Consider the following 16,463-nt stretch of genomic DNA (forward strand, 5'->3'; position numbering starts at 1 on the left):
TGGTGGCGGCCTGGCCATGATTGGCAACCGTCCAGTTCACCGTGACCGGCTGTCCGCCGATGCCGGCCGGCGGCACGTTCACGCTGTCCACGCGCAGGTCGGCATATGGCACGGCGGCGGAAACCACCACCGTCGCGGCGCTGTTGTTGGTCTCCGCGTCGTGGGTGAGGTTGGTTTCGTACAGCACGCCAATGCCGGCGGCGTTCTGGTCGGTAGTGACCGTGATGTTGATGTTGCCGGTGCCCTTGAGGCCATCGGGCAGGCGGAAGGTGAAGCTGCGCAGGCGATGGCCGCCGGGACCGATGGCGCCGTTGGCCTGGCCGTTGGTCAGGGCAAGCGGATCGTAGACCACGCTGGTGTCGAGCAGGACCAGGTTCGAGTCGGCGCGCTTGATCGTGATGCGATCGTTGAACGCGGTGCCGGTCGCGCTGGCGCCCTGGTTCCAGTCCTCCCAGGTGATAGTGACCAGGCCGCCAGCCTGCACGGCAGGGCTGGTGACCTGCAGGTTCTTCACCAGCATGTCCGGGCCCACCGCCTGGTCGATCTCGGCGACGTTGTTGCTCTCGCCGGTGCCCTGCGCATTCGATTCGGGAATCTCGCCGAGGCTGTCGGCGATGACGCGGATGGCGAAGTTGCCGGAGGCGTCCACGCCGTCAGGCCAGGTGAAGCTGGTGTTGCGCTGGCGGCTGGCGCCGGCGGCGAGCGCACCCTGGTCGAGCGTGTCGCGCACCACCACCGTGGCGACGACCGTGCCGGTAGACAGGTTGCGCACTTCAAGCGTTTCGCTCCAGGCCTGCGCGACGCTGACGTTGCCCTGGTTGCTCGTGATCCAGCTGACGTTGACCGTCTGGCCCGGCTGGAATGCGCTGGCCGGTTGCAGCGTGAGGTTCTGCACGGTCAGATCGGCATACGGCGCCAGTTGCACCGTGACGTGCGCAGTAGCGACGTTGTTGCTTTCGGCTGTGCCGCTGCTGTTGCTTTCCTTGACGACGTTGTCGGCGTCGGTGATCACCGTGATGGTGACGTCACCGGCGGCATACGAGCCGTCCGGCAGGCGGATCTGCTGGTGGCGCGTGCGCGCGTCGCCGTTGGCGATGTTGCCATTGGCCGCATCGCTGGCGTCATACGGCACCGTGATGTCGGCGAGGATGACGCCGGTGGCACTGTTGCGCACCACGATGCGATCGTTCCAGCTGCCGCTGGTGGGCAGGATGCCCTGGTTGGCGACCACCCACTGCACGTCGATGGTCTGCCCGGTCTGCAAGGTGCCGGACGGGCTGATCGCGACGCTGGTGACGGTGAGGTCGGGCGCCGGGTTGACGACCAGCGTGTCCAGGATCACCGGCGGCGCAACAGGCACCGTGACCACACTGAAGCGGATGTTCGCCGGTGCGCCGAAATTGTTGTTCGGCATGCCGAGGACGAGCGTGTACTGGCCCGATTCGGCCAGCGTGCCCAGATCGATGCCGGTGCCGTTGAACTGGTAGAGCCAGGTGCCCTGCGTGCTATCCCACACCGAGCCGATCGAGCCGGCGGATTGCGAGTTGAACACCGCGCGGCCGAGCGGGTCGAGCAGCGTCCACTGCGGCACGTAGCCATAGTTGGGCGAACTCTGGCCGAGCAGCGCGTCCAGGAAGTAGTGCGTACCGGCCTGCGCATTGAAGCGGAACAGCTGCATGCCGCCAGGCTTGTCGATGGTGGTGCTGACCGGCGTATCGGCTGTCACCAGCGGCGCCTCGGACGCGTCGAGCACGCGGAACGTGAATGGTGCCGCGGACGAGGTGACGTTGTAGACCGTCAGCTCGTAATCGCCGGCGGCCAGCAGGCCGCTGAAGTCATATACGTAGTAGTTGTCGTAATAGCCGCCGTTGTTGAGGGCGGTATCGAATACGCGCGTGCCGCCGGGTCCATCCAGTCGCCAGCTGGCGCCGCTGGCGGCGCCGAGACTGTCGAAGGTGTACACGCCGCTCGCGCCGACGTGCAGGCTGTAGTGCAACGGCACGCCTGCCGCGGGCAAGCTGCCGGTGACGACCGTATTGAGAGGCAGGGTCGTGGGCTGGGTATCCAGCGCAAAGCTGTAGCCGAACGTGCCGTTGAGGTAATAACCCGGCTGGTCGATCACCAGCGTGTAGCTGCCGGCAGGCAGCACCAGTCCGCCGACCGTCGTATTGAGAACGCCGCTGGCGACGACGTTGCCGTAGACGGAGACCAGGTGCCAGCGCAGATAAGAGGTGGTGTAGCTGTTGCTGAGATTGGTGAAGGAGAAGGTGCCCGCCTGCGCGACATCGAAGTGGTAGGCCTGCATGCCGACCGTCATGTCGACACCACCGGTGACCACCGTATCCGCCGTGACTGCCGGCGCGGTGGCCAGATCGCTCAGCACGAAGTTGAAGTTGCGCGCGTACGTCGACCCGTTCAGATCGGTCAGGCGCAGCGTGTACGTGCCGGCGCCCGGCAGCACCAGAGCGCGGTTCGCCTGGTCCGGATTGAACGAATAGAGCAGGGTGCCCTGGCTGTCGTACAGGTCGATCCTGACGTAGGGGTCGCCGGTGGCGGCGCTGGCGAACCACAGGCTGGTGGCCTGGCCGACTTGCAGCTGGAAGGCTGCCGAGCCGTTCTGCATGGCGGCCGTGGTGACCTGGCCGACGGTGAGGGTCGGCAAGGTGTGCGAGACATTCAGCGTGAAGGTGAATGGCTGCGCCGTTCCGACGGTGTCGGCGGAGGTGTCGCGCAGCAGGTAGTAACGACCGGTGCGTGGAAGGTTGTTGAGTGAACTGCCCGCGGCGATCTGCTGCAGCTGCCGGCCGAAGGCGTCGTAGAGCGTCCACGTCGAGGCGGTGTCGGTCGTCGCCAGCGATACCGTGTCGCCCTGGATCGCGTCGAACGCATAGAGATTGGCGGAGCCGGGCGTGGCGCTGTCTGTGATGGACGCGCCGTTGTCCACGGCGACCGCCTGGCTCAGGTCGAGCAGGCGCACGCTCATGTTGGCGTAGCCGTACGGCGCGTACCCGAGCACCAGCTGGTAGTCGCCCGGTTCGAGCTGGAAGATATTGTTGCCGGATGCGGTATTGGCGTTGGCGGTACTGCTGTACACCACTTTGCCGTACTGGGTGATCTGGTAGTTCACATAGCCGCCGGACGCGATGAAGCCGGCGTCGAACATCAGGCGCGTGGTCTGGTCCAGGTGGAAGTCGTAGGGGACGTTCTGCTGCGGCGACAGCCAGCTGCCGATCTCGAACGGGAGCTGATTCGTCGCCGTGCCGAGCGCGAACTGGATCGGCACCGGCGTGGTATCGGCGGCCGCATCGGCGTTCCACACCAGCAGGTAGCGGCCGTTCTGCAAATAGAAATCGCCGGCGTCGGCCAGCGAGCCGCTGGCGTACCGGTTGCCGTTGAGATCGAGGATCGTCCACGCGCCGCTCAGCGTGCTGCCGGCGGGCGGCGTGAGATGGATCTGCTGACCGGTGCCGTCGATGGCGTAGACCAGCTGCTGGCCTGGGGCGAGGCTCGCCGAGACCGGCTGATTGATGGGCGCCACCGGCGCCTGCGTAATGTCGCTGAGCAGCAGCGACAGGTGGCTGGCGTCGCCGCCCTGGGCGCGCACGCTCAGTTCATAGGTGCCCGCCTGGAGCTGGACAGCGGACGGATTGAAGTTGCCCGAGCTGAAGTAGCCGCCGCCGAACCATGCGTCGAGCTGGGTGAGTTGCCAGCTGAAGCCGTCACCGCTGTTGTTCAGCGCGTTGATGAGGACGCGGGCGTCCTGGCTCAGCGTGAACGTGTAGACGTGCGTGCTCGCCGGGCCGGTGGTGTCGAGCAGCAGCGGCTGTTCCAGCGATACGCTGCCGGTGGGCTGCGGGGCGGTGCTGCCGAGGGTGTAGTTGTAGGTGGCCGGCGCCGAGTCGTTCGACGACCACAGCAGGAAATAGGTGCCGTCGTCGGAGAAAGCGGGCAGGCTGTCCTGCGCATCGGAGGCGTCGCTGTACAGCTGGTTGCCCTGGGCGTCGTACAGCGTCCAGTGGCCGCTGGTGGGTACGCCGTCCTGAGGCAGGAAATACAGGCGCTGGCCGGCCTGCGCGGTGAACTGGAAGGCTTTGGCCTGGCCCGGGTCGAGTTCGACCGAGAGTGCAGTGTCCGCGGTGATGACCGGCGCGCTGGTCATGGTGTTGAAGAGCAGGCTGTACGGCACGTCCGGGGCAGCGGTCATGCTTTCGCCGCCCTGGTTGTAACCGACCACCGTGACGCGATACGTGCCGGCCGCCAGGTACACCACCTGGTAGCCGTTGCTGAGGTTCAGGTTCTGCACGCCGGGGCCACTGAGCGTGGCCTGCATGCCGCCCTGCACCGGCATCTGGATGTACACCAGCTGCGGCTGGTCGACCGTGAGCGAATACACGCGCGTGCCGCCGCTGGCGGGCATGGCCGCCTTGGTTTCCTGATCCAGGGTGATCGGAGCTGCTGCGGCGACGTGAAGTATGGAGTCGGTGGGCCCGTTGCCGCCGGACGCGACGATGTACCAGATCTCATCGCTGTCGGCGTGCTGGACGATGATGTTGTCCGAGTTGTAGAGCGTGCCGCTGGTCAGTGTGGTGAGATCGGCGCGATAGATCGTGTAGTTGACATACGACTGGCCGGTAATGAAGTAATCCTTGCCGGCCTGCACGTGAAGGGCATAGATGCCCTGCGTGCTGGGTACATCGACCGCATCCTGCGCGACGTTTGCGCTGGCCTGGGTGAGGACGCTGAAGTCGACATTGACTGTGCCGTCGACCGAAGCCGTCAGTTCCAGCGTGTAGTCGCCCGCGCCAAGTACCGTGCTGCTGAACTGGCCATCGCCGGGATAGAGGCCGCCGCTGAGCCATTGGCCTGCCGCGTTGCGCAGCACCCAGTTCACACCATAGCCATCGCTGTGGCCGCGCAGGCCGAGCAGAGAGGTGCCGTCGAGATGGAAGGTGTAGATGTGCTGATCGGTGCCGCTGAACGGCACGGCATAGTCCTGGCCTAGCACCAGCGCTTCGGGCGTGACCACCGGCTGGCTGCCCTGGCTGACCAGCGTCGTGGTGAAGGTGGCGGTCAACGCCGGGTTGGCATTGAGCACCACCAGGACGTAATGCCCGCCCTGACTGAACGTGATCGACTGCGTGCCGCCAGTCTGGTTGAACCAGCTGCCTGCGATCTCGTTGTTGTTCGGATCGAGGATGTACCAGAACGCTTGCGATGAGGCGTTGCCGCTCGCCGCCGTCAGCGCGTTCAGATTGAGCACGTCGCCAGCGCCGGCGGTGATGCTTGCGGTCTGCACGTCCTGGTAGCTGGTGAGGCTGAGCGAGGCGGTATGGCCGGCCGAGAGATTGGGACCCCCGTCGAGGTCGATCAGCGTGAAGGCGGCATCGATGGACGGTGCGGCATCAGTGCCGCTGTCGACCACGGCCATGGCCATCGCGGCCGACTCGCCGCCACCGCCACCGTGGTTGAAACCCGCCGGCTTCAGCAGGTGCAAGGTAAAGCTGCCTGCCGGAAGTTGCAGAACGGCGTTGTTGCTGTTGCCGAAGTTGCTTTCGGCCCAGATATGGCCCTGCGCATCGGTGATGGTGTAGGAGATGCCGTCGCCGCCGCTGGTCGGCGCCACCAGCATGTAGCGTCCCGCGGTCGCGGTACTGAAGGTGAAGTCGGCCAGGTAGCCGTTGGCAGCCAGCAGCGTGGCGTCCTGCTGCTGGCCCACGACCAGCGCGCTGGTCGGCACGGTGGCGACGGTGACCGCGGCGCTGTAGTTGACGATGTCGGTGCCGGCTGCGGTGCGATAGAGCACCAGCGTGTAATGGTCTGTCGGCCAGATTTGCGTCGGGCTGTCGCCGTTGACCTGCGAGGCGACCAGATTGCCGCCGCCGTCGTAGACCAGCCAGCTCAAGGCATCGCTGCCCGTCGACAGCGTCAGCGGCGTATGGCCGTCGCCGGTGAAGCGGAAGGTGGCGGTCGACTGCGCGGATGGCAGCTGGCCTTGGAGCGGACTGCCGGTCGTCAAGGCTTGCGCAGTGCCGGCGTCCACCAGCATGAACTGATAGCCGGCACCGGCACGCCAGCCGCTGACGCGGATGTCGTACATGCCGGCCTGCAGCATGTAGCGATCGCCGCTGCGCGGCGGGTTGTAGTAGCGCCCGTCGAGGTAGAACTCGATGTTCACATTGCGCTGCGCGTCCAGTTCGCTCAGCAGCAGCGTTGTGTCGGCGGCGAGGTTCAGCCGATAGCTCTGCGCCTTGCTCGGATCGTTGCCGAGCGTCCCCAGTACGACGTCGCCAGGCTGGACCACCGGCGGCGTGAACGTGGCGGTGGTGATGTCGTAGGTGACCGGGCTCGCGTTGCCGCTGACCGCCTTGAGCACCAGGGTGTAGGTGCCAGCCGGCAAGGTGTCGACATCGGCGTTGCCGGCATCGATGCCTTGGGCGGCGAGGTTGCCGTTCTGATCGAGCAGGCTCCAGCAGACGTCGCCGACGTTCTGCACGCCGAACGACAGGTGATAAGCCGAGGCCGCGGGCACCGTCAGGCGCAGCATCGTGGCGGAACTGCCATCGGCGAGCGTGCCCTGGGTGTCCGTGGCGCCCAGGTCCGGCGCGAGCGCGGCGTTGAGCAACTGGAACGCGAACTGCCCGCCGTCGTTGGTGCTGCGGATCCACAGCTGGTAGCTGCCGGCATCGTAGGCACGGGTTGCGGGGTAGCCGTTCTCCGGGTCGTTCTGGCCCGCGCTTTCGGTGGCGACGTTGTACCAGTTCGGCGTCTCCCCGACTGGCACGATGGCCCACTGCACGCCCGGTGTCGCGCCAAGATTGTGCAGTTGGAGAACCGTGCGCGCCGTCAGGTCGAAGCGATAACCCACGACCGTGGCGGTCGAGCCTAGCGTGCCGCTGAAGTGGTCGTCGAAGGACAGGGTGGGAAGCGGCAGGATCTGTACGCTCAAGCCGAAGGTCGCGCCAGCGGCGAGGCTGCCGTGCTCGACCATCAGAGTGTACGTGCCGGCGATGAGGATCGGCGTGTCGGTGCTGCTGGTTGCGCTGCCGGCATCGGCGACGCGATGGCCTTGCGCATCGAACAAGGCCCAGTCGAAATCGGTGGCGCCCTGCGCGTCGAGCAGCACGCGCAACGCGCTCGGCGACGACAGTTCGTAGCGATACAGTGCCGCACCCTGGCCGGTGGCCATCGAACCTTGCACCGGTGCGCCGAGCACGGACGCGGCGGCGGTATCGAGGGTCTGCAGCGCATAACTGGCGTTGTTGGCCGTGGCCTCGATGCTCAGGATGTAGTCGCCGGCCTGGGGCAGGCTGTCGTAATAGCTGCTGTTCTGGTCCTGCCACGGCGCGTTGTCGCCGCTGTCGGCGCGGACGATGCGCCAATGGATGCCCTGCGAACCCAGGTCGTGCAGCAGTTCGTTGAAGCTCATCGCTTGCGTGAAGTTCATCGCGAGGCGATAGCTGGCCACGTCGCCGGCAAGTGCGAACGAGCCGGTCAGCGTGGCGCCCCAGCCCAGCAGAGCCGGCGGCGGCGCCGCGGCTTCGCTCGGCGTCAGGGTGAAGCTGGCCGGTGCATTGCCGTCGATCACGATGTAGCGACCGACACCGGCGCGCACGCTGGCTGCGACCACGCTCGACGCCATCGCGCCCTGGGTGGACAGCACCAGCTGCCCGGCCGCATCGAACACGCGCACGATGGCGCCGGCCGCCGCTGCGGTGTCCACCTGCAGGCTCAGTGAGGCTTGATCGAGGGTCGCGGCGACGTGATAGATCAGGGCGTGGCCATCGGTGACGGACACCGGCGTGGCCTGGCCCAGCGGCAACTCCGTGGCGGTGGCGGCATCGACGATGCGCACGCCGTACGCGCCCAATGCGCTGCTGTCGGCCGCGCGGATCTCCAAAGTGTAGGTGCCCGGGCCAAGGCGCACCGGCGCGGCCACGCCGAGCTGGCCCGACTGCACTACCGCACCGCTGGCATCGCGCACGAGCCAGCCCGCGCTGCCGGCCAGGCCGTCCACCACGAACATCGCCGGCGCCGTGGCCGAGAACGTATAGATATCGGGCACGCCGGTGATGGCGAGGCTGCCCTGGGCGTCGACGCCCGGGGCCAGTGCCACGGCGACCGGGGTGATGACGTTGGCGTCGTAGCTCAGGTCGACCGGCGAGGTGTTGGCGATGTCGCCATCGAACAGCAGCGTGTAGCGGCCGTCACCAGGCAGCTTCACGGCAACATCGGCACCGCCCGCCAACGGGGACGAGGGCAGGATCACGTTGCCATTGGCATCGAGAACGCGCACGCGCACCACGCCGCCTTGCGGCGCCTGCACGTGCAGCTTCAGGTAATCGCCTGCGTGCGCCTGCACGGCATAGGCCGCCGACGCGCTGCCGGTGTCCATGTGCAGGGCCTGGCCGTTGCCGGTGGGCAGCGCGCCGATCGCGCCCAGGTCCAGCAGATTGAAGGCATAGGCGCCGGTGGCGGCACCCTCAGGCACCACGGTCAGGCGGTAATGGCCGGCGGCGAGCAGCGCGATCAGCGGGTTGCCGGACGCGTTCTCGGCCTGGGTCAGCGACTGGCGGTTGACGATCTGCCCGGTGGGGCCGACCAGTTGCCAGTCGATATCCGCGCGATTGCTGAGCGCGTCGAACAGCACCTGCGTTGGCGCGGCGAGGTCGAAGTCGTATTCGTAGCGCCGCGCGATCGCGTCCACATTGCCGATCACCGGCGTGCCTGGCGTCATGGATAGCGCCGTGGTGACCACGTGGCGAAGGGTGAAGTTGCAGCTGTTGTCGGGCTGGCCGGAGTAGGGGTTGTACCAGGTCAGCACGTAGGTGCCGGCCATCAGGTGGAACGGATCGACTGCCATGTTGGCGCTGTCGCCGTTGGCCACCACGTTGCCCTGCACGTTCTGCAGGGACCAGCGGGAGTACTGCTGCCCGGGCGGCGCTTCCATGGTGTAGTCGCCGTCGGCGCCCACGGTGAAGGCGTAGGGCGTGGACTGGCCGTTCTGGTAGACCGGGGCGGTGGTTGCCGTGTCGGCGTTCAACGTGGCCATCGACCCTGTATCGATCAGGCCGAAATGGAAGTTGCCGGTCGACAGATCCGAATAGGCCACGGTCAGGACGTACGTACCCACCGGCAGCGACAGCAGATTGCTGTAGCTGTTGCCGAAGCTGCGCTGCGAGGCTTCCTGCCCGCGCGGACCGACCAGGCTCCATTGCAGGTTGGACTGCGCCAGCGGCGTGTTCATCAGCAGTGTGCCGGGCGCGTCGAGCGTGAAGCTGTAGGAGATGGTCTGGCCCGGCTGGGTGATGGTGCCGGCGATGTCGCTGCCCAGGGTCAGCGGCGCGGATACGGTGCTGCGCTTGCCCAGCGTGAAGTTGAGCGACTGCGTAAGCGGCGGGTTGTAGTAGTTCTGCATGGGCGAGAACACGAGCAGGTATTCGCCCGAGTACGCCGCGAGAATGTCGCTGGTGTCGTAGTAGTTGTAGGCCGAGCCCTGCGCGACCACGGTGCCTTGCGGCCCGAACAGCTGCCAGTTCGCATTGAAGTTGACGTTGCGGCGGTCCGCGGCGAAATACAGGTGATCGCCGGCGCTGGCATTGAAGCGGTAGATGCTGGTCTTGTCGCTGGCGAGCGTGGTCTGCGTGGCGGTGCCCACGCTCAGATCCTGGGCGACATTGCGATCGAGCAGGCGGAAGCCGAAGCTGGTGGGCGTGTCCTGCACGTTGCGCAGGAGCACCGTGTACTGGCCGGGCGGAAACAGCACGCCTGATGCAGTGTCGTACGACATCTGCTGCCAGCTCGTGAGCGTGCCCGTCGTCGAGCGCACCATCCATTGCACATTGGCCGGGATGCCGCTGGCGCCGGCGAGGCTGTCGAACACCAGCACCTGCGGGTGATCCACGGTGAAGGTGTACCTGGCGAGACTCTGGCGGCCCGTCAGCGAGCCTGTCGCGGCATCGTTGAAGCTCAGGGGCGCGTCGGTGATGTCCTGCCGGCTCAGGGTGAAGGTGTCGCTGGAAGCACCGGAGGTGTCGTAGTACTGCCCCGTGTCCATCAGGGTGTAGGTGCCGTCGGCAGGAATGGCGAACAGCGTTCCCGGGGTGTCGCCGGACTGCCCATTGATCACCTGGCCCTGTGGGCCGATGAGGTACCAGGCGGGCGAGTAGTAGCCGGTGATGCGATCGACATTGAGCACCAGCGTGGACCCGGCGGTCGCCTGCACGCGGTAGCCCACCGTTGCATTGGCCGGCGTGCGGTTGGCCACGGTCGACTGGCCCAGCTGCAGTGTCGGCAGGGTAGCCAGGTCAGTCACGCGGAATGCGTAGGCACCATTGCCGACGCCATAGCCTTGCGGCGCGCCCTGCACCGTAAGCGCATAGTCGCCCGCGGGCAGCGTGAGCACGCGGTCGTTGGTGTTGGACAGGAAAGACTGGTTGAACTCCGTGCCGCGCGGGCCGCGCAGCGTCCAGATCGCGTTGTTGCCGCTGTTTTGGCTGTCGAACAGCAGTTGCGTGTCGCCGGTGAGCGTGAAGCGATACGTCTTGGTGGCGTCCCACGTCGCCAGCGTGCCGGCGACGGTGCTGCCGAGGGCGAGCGGATCGCCGGCCGGCAGCGGCGTCGGCGCCGTGTTGCTGACAAAATCGATGCGTTCCTGGAAATTGACCGCCGCGGTGTTGGTCGGATCGCCTTCCACCAGCAGCATATAGGTGCCACCAAGGGCCAGCGAGATATTGCCGCTGTCGTACGACAGCGAAGCGGCGCCGGCCACCACGCGGCCGAAACTGTCGTAGAGGCGCCAGGTGGCCGCGCCACCGGTCACGCCCATGCCGTGCAGGTTGATCACGTCGCCGGCCGCCGCGGAGAACCGGAATGCCGTGCTCGCGTTGCCTGGGGACAGCGCGCCGCTGAACGCCGTGCCCTGGGTTTCCGCCGTCGCCTGGGACAGGTCCAGCAAATTGAACGCGTAGGCGCCCGTGGCCGCGCCGCTGCCTTGCACGGTGAGCGTGTAGTCGCCCGCCGGAAGCGCCATGACGCTGTTGCTGCTATAGCCGTCGGAGCTGCCCATCGCGCGGCCGTTCACTTCCTGTCCGCGCGGGCCGCGCAGCGACCACAGCACGTCGTTGCGGGAGGTGAGCGCATCGAAGGCCAGCTGCGTGGCGGCGGCCAGGTGGAAGCTGTAGACGGTCGATTGGCCGGCCAGCGCGATGCTGCCGTTGACGGCGGTGCCCACGGCCAGCGAAGCGGCGATGTCCGGCACGAGATTGAGCTGGAATCCGTAGTTGACCGCGGCCGTCGCGCTGTTGCCGTCCGAGCCGTCGAGTACCAGCCAGTAGTCGCCGTTCGCTGCCGCGGTATAGGCGTTGCCTGCCTGTCCGAGCGCGCCGCTGGCCACGTTGGTGCCGTAGGGATCGAGCAGGCGCCAGTTCACCGCGCCGCCGGCGGGCGAGGTGCTGCTCAGGCACAGCTTCTGCCCCTGCGACAGCGACACTTTGTAGATGGCCGAGCCGTTCGCATAGTCGAGGCTTCCGCTGACCGCAGTGTTGGCCGCGAGCGGCTGTGCGGACGCACCGGTCAGCAGGCGGAACGGCACGCTGCCCAGCGCGCCGTTGTCCATGCTGATCGCCAGCGAGTAATGGCCCGCCACCAGATTCATGCGGTTGGCGTTCTCGCTGTAACTCGGGTTATGGCGAGAAACGACCTGCCCGTAGGGGCCGTTCAACGACCACTCGAAGCCGGCGCTGGTCAGCCTGTCGAAGAGCGCCGGCGTCGCGGTGCTCAGGTCGAAGTCGTAATAGGCCGTCTGCCCGGGTTGCGTGATGGTGGCGGTCGTGGCCTGGTCGAGCGCGAGCGTTGCGTGAGTGTCGTTGACCGGACTGAGATTGAACGCATAGTTCAGCGGCGAGGCATTGCCGCTGGCGCCTTCGACCAGCAGGAGGTATTCGCCGCTGCTCTTGAGCGCGAACGTGCCCTGGTCGTATGCCAGATTGTTGACGGTGCCTTCCTGGCGGCCATACGGATCGATCAGGCGCCAATAGGCGCTGCCGCCGGTGGTGGCGCTGACGCCGCCGGCCTTGAAGTAGAACTGCTGGCCGGCGGTGGCGTCGAAACGGTACACGCTGGTCTCGTTGCCCTGGATCAACGTGTCGGACACCGCCGTGCCCGGCGTGAGGTTGGCTGCCGCGCTGGCGTCGATGATGCGCATCGCATACGCGCCGACGGCATCGTTGAGGCCATTGACGGTCAGCGTGTAGGTGCCGGCCGTCAGGTCGAAGGCGGGCAGGTTGCCGCCACCATCGGCGGAGAACTGGGCGTGGTTGACCAGCGACCCGTTCGGTCCCGTGAGTGACCAGTTGATGTCGCTGCGATTAGTGAGGCTGTCGAACACCACCCGCTTGGTGTCCTGCACGGTGAACTGGTAGGTCTTCTGCTGCCCCGGCGCATCGAGCGTGCCGTTAATGGAGAGGGCGGCGGGGTTCACGTCGCCGGAGAGCAGCACGCGCGGCTCCAGCGCTTCGAAGCGGATGGCCGGTGTCGAAGTTGCGGCGGACGCGGTGTCGGCCGCATCGGCGGCGAGGTTTTCGGGGGCGAGCTTGCCGTTGCTGTTGCCGTGCGACTGTTCCATGTTGCCCTCTTGGCAGGCCGGGCCGCGCATGCGCGGCAGGCCGATCGACGTTGATTGAATGGGGTCAGTGCTGCTTGCCGGCGCCGCGCTGGCGTCGCCGTTGAATCCGCGAAACGGGCGCTACTTCTGGAGCGAGGCTTTGCACTTCACGCCCGACGGTACGTCGAGCTTGGGATTGGGCAGATCCATGAACACCACGAAGGTGCCGCTGGCCGCATCGATGATGCGGTCGACGCTGGTGATCTTCGCGGTGTAGTTCCTGCCTGGCTGGATCTCGGGCGCGATGCTGGCTTCCATGCCCGCGGCCGGCTGGCCGAAGGCGCGCATCGGCATCACCACGCGCACGCGCAGCGGGTTGAGCTGCGCGACTTTGAGGATGGCGTGCTTGGTGGAGCCAGGCTCGAAGATTTCACCGGGCCACATCATCTGGTCGACCACCACGCCGTCGAACGGGCTGCGGATGGTGCGCAGCGCCAGCTGGCTGCTCTGCTGGACGTATTCCAGGCGTGCCACCTCGCGGTTTTCCTTGGCGGTGACCAGCTCCGCCTGCGCCTGTTTCAGCTCCGACTCGGCATCGTCGCTGTCCTGCTTGGACATCAGCTTTTCCGCCGCCATGTCGCGGCGGCGGCTGAATTTGCGTTGGGAAAATTCGATCTTGCCCTGCGCCAGTTGCGTGGGACCGGCAAGTTGCGACTTGTAATGCGCAAGATCCGCCGCCGCCTGCTCCGCATGCGATTCCAGCGATGCGAGCACCTGGTTGCGCGTCACGCGATCGCCGCGCTTGACCAGTACGCGATCGATCAGTCCGCTCACTGGCGCGCCGAGTTCGACCATCTGGGTCGGTTCGATCAGGCAGTCATAAGTAGCAACGTCAGCTGCGGCAGCGATGCACGGAACGACGCTCAGCAGCAGGAGGCATGCGCAGAAGCGGGCGCGCGGGCGGGACGGCCGTGGGCGATTCCATGCCCGCTGAAGGCCCGGAGGCCCAGCCAGAAGAGTCATTCCGTTGTCCCCTGTGATGCGAACGCCGACGGACCCCCTGTGACCCGTCCAAGCGTGTTCGCGGTCGCAAAATTAGCCGCTCGTTTTGCCCGGGACAAGTGGGTTTTTGGCGTAACTTCTTGCGGTTAGCGTTCGATCGGCAGATGTCCCTGATAGATCTGGAATTGTTGTTCTTGCGATTTGAACAGGCGCGCGCGAAGCAAAAAAATCATCTGGCGCGGCGGTCGTGCGGGGCGCTCCGATAAAACATCCATCGATTCGCCAAGTTAGGCGGGCTTCTTCGACAAGGCTGAAGCAATGCGCTTTCTTATCAGCGGCGGGGCGTAGCCTGGGGTGAGCCATTGGCGAACCCGGCAGACGTACCATGGCCTCGCCGCGTTGGGGTTCGCTGCGCTCATCCGAGCCGACGCGAGCTACGGCGCGATCAACGGCAGCGATATGGTGAAAACCGCACCCGCCTTCGCCGAGTTGCGCACGCGCAGGCGGCCGCCATGCTGCTGCACCAGGCTGCGCACCATGGCCAGGCCGAGCCCGGAGCCTTCGGCCTGCCGATCGACTTTCGAGGCCAGCGTCATCCGCTCGCGATAGGCCGATACCGTCAATCGCGCCGTGAGGCGTTCGGGTACGCCGGGGCCTGCATCGCGGACTTGCAGGATGGCCCAGCGTTCGTCTCTGGCGACGCGCACGCGCAGCAGGCCGCCGGAGGCGGCGTAGCGCAGCACGTTGTCGAACAGGTTGGAAAGGATCTGGCGCACGCGATCGGGATCGGCCGTCACCATCGCCGGCGCCGTGCGCAGATCGGTGCGGATGCCTCGCTTCTGCGCCAGGGCGACATAGGCCTGCAGGTGATCCTCAACCAGCATGGCCAGGTCGAGCGGGACGCACTGCAGGGAGAGGCGGCCGGCTTCCGACAGGGATAGTTGGCGCAGATCTTCGACCAGCCGCCCGAGATGGACCACCTGGCCGAGCAGCTTCTGGTATTCGCTGGATGAGCCTTCGATCACTTGGTCGCACAGCGCGTGCAGGCGTCCTTGCAGGATGGCCAGCGGCGTGCGCAGTTCGTGCGCGATGGCGGCCGCGGTCTCCTTGCGTTCGCGCTCCAGCGCTTCGAGCGAGGCGGCCATCTGATTGAAGTGCTCGACCAGCTCGACCAGTTCGCCGGTGCCCGCCACGTGATCGGCGCGTGCCTCCAGGTCGCCGCTGGCGATGCGCATCGCCGCGTCGGCGACGGACGACATGGGGCGCGTGACCGCGCGTGCAAGCAGGAACGATACCGTGCTGGCGAGTGCCGTGCAGATGATCAGCGTGATGGCGACCGCCGTGACGTTGCCGTACAGAGGGTCGTCCCTCCAGTACTGATCGTAGATCTGCATCGCGCGCAGGCCGTGCGCATGACCACCACGACCCAGTGCCTGCATTTCGGCGCGGACGTCCGCCGGCAGGCCGGCAATGAACGCGTGCAGTTGCAATGCCTGCAAGGCCCACAGGCTGGACAGCAGCACCACGACCGTCAACGCCATCACCAGGGTGACGTAGACGCCGAGGCGTACCCAGGTGTGCTTCAGGATTCGGGCCATAGCCGGTAACCCACGCCGCGCACGCTTTCGATCAGCGACCCGGCGCCGGCTTGCTGCAGCTTGTTGCGCAGCTTGCTCAGGTGCGAATCGATCACGCGTTCCAGCGCATCGCTTTCGGGCAGGCAGGCCTGGATCAGGTCCTGCCGCGCGAAGCAGCGCCGGGGATTGCGTCCCATGTGCGCGAGCAGGCGGAATTCGGTGAGGGTCAGCGTCAGCGGGCGCGGCTGGCCATCGTCGTCGATCACGCTGGCCAGATGGGCCTCGTGGTCGATCTGGATGCGTCCCAGGCTGATGGGGCGCGACGGCCGGGTGGCTGCCTGCTGCCGCCGCAGCACGGCCTTGACGCGGGCGACGACTTCGCCGGGGTTGAACGGCTTGACGACGTAATCGTCCGCGCCGATGTGCAAGGCGACCAGCTTGTCGGTGTCGTCGGCCAGGGCCGTCACCATGATGACGGGCGTGTCCCAGGTCCGGCGTATTTCACGCAGCACCTCCATGCCGTTGGGCGCGGGCAGGCGGATATCCAGCAGGACCAGGTCCGGCTTCATCTGCTGATGCAGCTGCAAGGCGCGCTCGCCGTCCTGCGCGCGCTGGGTCTGGTAGCCGTCGCGCCGCAGATAGCTGTCGAGCACGTCGGCGATATCCGGCTCGTCTTCCACGATGAGAATCAGCGGTGCGTTTGCCACGGTAGCTTCGATTCGATGCAGACAAGATCCATCTCGATAAAAATCATCGTGACGCATTCCAGGCGCGTTCGCCAGCGATTCGCATCGTCATGCATCGACATGTCGGATCTCCATCGAATCTCCATAAAACATGCACGTCACATCCATGCCGGCGCGTAGCGTGCTTTCGCCGCCCGGCATGCGGCAGCGCTTTTTCCGGCGCTCGCATAACAACAATCACGTCGTCGTCCCGATCGGCGACTCCCCGCTGGGCCGTCACTCGCTGACGGCCCTATTTTTTGCCCGCACTTATTCGACGGGAACATGGCGTGTACATGGCGTCCGTGGCGAGCGACACCCCTGATCGCCCGTCCACGCGGTTTCCACGTTCCGTCCATCGAATCTCCATCCAAGGGCTTATGTTGAATTTCCATAAATTCAGCGGCCCATCGGATGGCCGGCGCACGTCCGATAGCTAGGGGTCGTCGTTTCGCGCCCTTATCGATCGAGCAGCCAATGGATAGGGCCAGGGGCTGGCCCGGCGCTGCCGATCGCCTTTCTTTATTTGTTTCAACGAGGGGAGATCTATGTACTCGA

The 16,463-nt window shown here is 66.2% G+C and carries 4 protein-coding genes (1 of these 4 only partly in view); all 4 read right to left on the reverse strand.

Annotation, left to right across the window (positions count from 1 at the left end; all coding sequences use genetic code 11):
• A protein-coding gene (locus ACNR9O_RS08340) for a tandem-95 repeat protein (RefSeq protein WP_473681631.1) crosses the window boundary here: on the reverse strand, window positions 1-12,622 show its 5' end (the start). 25,418 nt of this gene lie to the left of the window's left edge; 12,622 of the gene's 38,040 nt are visible here — the first part of the coding sequence; the start codon lies at window positions 12,620-12,622; its stop codon lies off the left edge, out of view.
• A 120-nt stretch (window positions 12,623-12,742) separates the two neighbouring features.
• Complete coding sequence (locus ACNR9O_RS08345; RefSeq protein WP_473681629.1) at window positions 12,743-13,624, reverse strand: efflux RND transporter periplasmic adaptor subunit; 882 nt, start codon at window positions 13,622-13,624, stop codon at window positions 12,743-12,745.
• 413 nt (window positions 13,625-14,037) lie between these two features.
• Window positions 14,038-15,201 carry an ATP-binding protein gene (locus tag ACNR9O_RS08350; protein ID WP_473681627.1) on the reverse strand — a complete coding sequence of 388 codons (1,164 nt, stop codon included), beginning with the start codon at window positions 15,199-15,201 and terminating at the stop codon, window positions 14,038-14,040.
• Complete coding sequence (locus tag ACNR9O_RS08355; protein ID WP_473700765.1) at window positions 15,186-15,899, reverse strand: response regulator; 714 nt, start codon at window positions 15,897-15,899, stop codon at window positions 15,186-15,188. Before ACNR9O_RS08355 ends, ACNR9O_RS08350 begins: the two co-directional genes overlap by 16 nt.
• Window positions 15,900-16,463: the final 564 nt, after the last annotated feature.

Source organism: Dyella sp. CR10, from assembly GCF_055814425.1.